The 3,113-nt window shown below is 73.4% G+C and carries 3 protein-coding genes; 1 reads left to right on the forward strand and 2 read right to left on the reverse strand.

Features of this window, described 5'->3' with window-relative positions:
• A partial coding sequence (locus SACHA_RS20235) for an SHOCT domain-containing protein (RefSeq protein ID WP_198010093.1) occupies positions 1 to 437 on the reverse strand: 437 nt, incomplete at its 3' end.
• Positions 438 to 603: 166 nt separating this feature from the next.
• Positions 604 to 1,959: an alginate O-acetyltransferase AlgX-related protein gene (locus SACHA_RS0104285; RefSeq protein ID WP_198010092.1), complete on the reverse strand. Its 1,356-nt coding sequence runs from the start codon at positions 1,957 to 1,959 to the stop codon at positions 604 to 606.
• A 134-nt stretch (positions 1,960 to 2,093) separates the two neighbouring features.
• Between SACHA_RS0104285 and SACHA_RS0104290 the strand changes: the two genes are divergently transcribed.
• On the forward strand, positions 2,094 to 3,113 hold a 1,020-nt coding region (locus SACHA_RS0104290; protein WP_019807477.1), incomplete at its 3' end, for a class I SAM-dependent methyltransferase.

Below are 3,113 nucleotides of genomic sequence, written 5' to 3' on the forward strand. Positions count from 1 at the left end.
TGCCCCGGCGCCGGTTGCGGGTGGGCCGTGGGGTCGGCGGGCGAGACGACCCGGGTCGCCTCCGGGCGGCCCGGCTGGGCCTGCTCGTCCTGGTGTCCGTGCTGTGGACCCGGTTGTTGTGCCTGCTGTGCCGGTTGTTGCTGTGCGGGCGGACCCTGCTGCGGCTGGCTGGGCTGCGGCTGGCTGGGCTGCGGCTGGCTCGGCTGGCTCGGCTGGCTCGACTGAGGTTGACTCGGCTGGGGCTGGCTCGACTGTCCGCCCGCGGCCGGTGCGACCACCTGGGTCGAGTCCGCGTCGCCCGGTGCGTCCTGGGGGTCCTGGGGTGAGCTGACCGCCGAGGACAGGATCCGGTCGCGGCGGGCGCGGTACTCGTCCGCGGAAAGGTTGCCGGACGCCAGATTCTCGTCCAGCCTGCGTAGGTCCTCCTGCCAGGTCACCCCCGGCCCCCCTTCGGGCAGTCTCGTGTCACCGACGTCGGCGGACGTCCTCGCCTGGTCGTGGGCCCGCCACCGCACCCGGTAGGGACCACGTCAGGTAACTTACTGCGTGGTCGCGGGTCCGCTGTAGTCAGATCGGATGTCACCCGAGGTCGACATCGGGTCGTTATCTCGGGTGTCGCTCCAGTGTGGCGGCGAGGGTGTCCAGGGCGGAGTCCCGGAGCAGCGCACTCCCGCCGCCCGCGATGATGCGTTCGACGAACTGCACGACCACGACGTCACGATCGGCCAACAGTTCCGCGATCTCCCGTCCGGAGGACAGGGCGAGCGTGTTGTGGTGCACGACCCTCAGGTCGCGCACGGTCGCGGCCAGATACGGCGTGGCGAACTGGGTGAACGAGTCGGCGAGGACGCCGACGGGGCGCCGCACGGTCCCCTCGGCCGCCGGTCCGGTCTGTTCCAGGTGCAACGGCTTGCGGAAGTTGCTGCCGACGTAGTCGGTGCGGTCCGGTCCGCCGTCGGGTGCGAGGGCGAACGCGTCCAGCCCGCGGTCCAGATGCTTCCCGTGCAGCCGCGGTACGTCGGCCACCCACGGCCTGCGTCCGTTCCGCTCGACCTCCCACGACTCCGTGCTGCCCGGTGCGAGGCGCTCGGCGAGCGCGTAGGTCATGGTGAGCCCGCCCGCGAACGTCCAGTGGCTGTCCAGCGGCCCGTACACCGGCGCCCCGAGGCGCTCGTACGCGTGGTGCAGTGCGGGCCGGAGATCGATCGCCCCCGTCGCGGCGGGCACCCGCTCCCAGAACTCCCGCGTGCGGGCCTCGGTGCACTCCTCGCCGAGGTAGTCCTCCGGCAGGTGCTCCGGGGCCATGGTGGTCTTGTCCGGGGCGAAGACGAGTTCGAACTGTCTCCCCGAGGATTCGACGGCCCGGCGCAGCCGGTTCAGCCGCCGGATGACCTCGTCGACGTCGTGCACCGGGAAACACTTGTGCGTCATGTCGTCGCCGAGGTAGTACCAGCCGTCCGTGCCGAGGACCGCGCGCGGGAAGTGCTCCTTCGGCACCTCGGGGGCCCGGTCGGGATCGTCGTCCGGCGGTTCCACCCCCACGGGCCCGTCCCGTCCGCCCGTGCCCGCACCGGCACCGGGTGGATCCCCGAAGACCCCGGTGCTCACCGCCTCGGCGGCACGCACCCCGGCCTCGCGCAGCGGCAGGTGGTCGGTCGCCCAGGCCGGCAACCCGGTGAAGAACCCCCACCCGTCGCCCGGGCCGGGGAACTCGGCGAGCTGCCGGTTCTCGAACTCCGCGGGACGCACCCCGAGCACGAACGCCAGTGCCGGGGCGAGGAAGAAGACGACCGCACAGACGAGCGCCCCGCGCTGCCCGCGGCTGTGCCGGGGACGGTAGAGGTTGTGTTCCCGCGGCAGCCACGACTCGGGGGTCGGCGGCAACCGCGGCCGCGCGGGCGGGGGCGCATGCCGCTCCGGTGGTGGGGAGGGCGGGTTCGCCGGGGTACCGGGGAGCACGGCCAGTATGGTAGCGCCGGAACCCGAGGGGACAGGCCGGATCACCGGAGTCGGCGGTGTCCGCGGCGGCCGGAACCGGGGGACGCCGGAACCGGGGGACCGGCGCGGGCGGCGGGAGAAGCGGCGGAGGAATCGTGCGGGAACACGGGTCGGACTACGAGCGGCGGCTGGCCGTCGAGCGGGACACCTTCGCCGGGCAGGTCGACGTCCACGGCGGCCTGCCGGACTCGGCGCACCACTGGTCGCGGCGCCACCTGCTGCCGAAACTGCGGGAGCTGGGCGCCGCCGACCTCGGCTCCCTGGTGACCGACACCCTCCGCGCCCGTGCCGCCGAGGCGCGCGCCGCGGGCCGGGACGCCGTGGTGCTCTCGCTCGGCAGCGGCAACGGGGACCAGGAGCTGCGGTGGCTCGGGGAGCTGGTGGACTCCGGCGTGAACAACGTGCGCATGCGGCTGCTGGAGGTCAACCCGGAGATGCGGCGGCGTGCCGCCGAGGCCGCGCACGAGCGCGGTCTCAACGAGCGGGTGGAACACCTCGACGCCGACCTCAACACCTGGGAGGCGGAGACCGACCACGACGCGATCGTGGCCTACCAGGTGCTGCACCACGTGCTCGATCTCGAACACCTCTGCGCGCAGATACGGCACGGCCTGCGCCCGGACGGGGTCCTCGTGGTCCACGACATGATCGGTCGCAACGGGCACCGCCGGTGGCCGGAGGCGCTGGAGGTGGTCGAGCGGGTGTGGGCGACCCTGCCGCCGGAGCTGCGGCGCAACGCCGTCACCGGCGCGGTGGACGAGCACTTCGTCGACCTCGACTGCGCCGCCGACGGTTTCGAGGGCATCCGCTCCCAGGACGTGCTGCCCGTGCTGCGGGAGTCCCTGCACCCGAGCCTGTTCCTGGCGCTCGGCAACGTGATCGACCCGTTCATCGACCGGGTGTACGGGCACAACTTCGACCCGGCCGACGCCGCACACCGGGCGTTCCTCGACGACCTCGGCACCCTCGACGACACTCTGATCGATCTCGGTGTCGTCACGCCGACCCGGATGACCGCGCTGTTTCACCCCCGGCCGCACGAGCTCCGCGCCCACCGCGGCCGGACGCCGGAGCGGTCGGTGCGCCGCACCGGGGTGCCGGACACCGCCGGGCGG

The organism is Saccharomonospora halophila 8, assembly GCF_000383775.1.
In the GTDB taxonomy this organism is placed as follows: Bacteria; Actinomycetota; Actinomycetes; order Mycobacteriales; family Pseudonocardiaceae; genus Saccharomonospora; species Saccharomonospora halophila.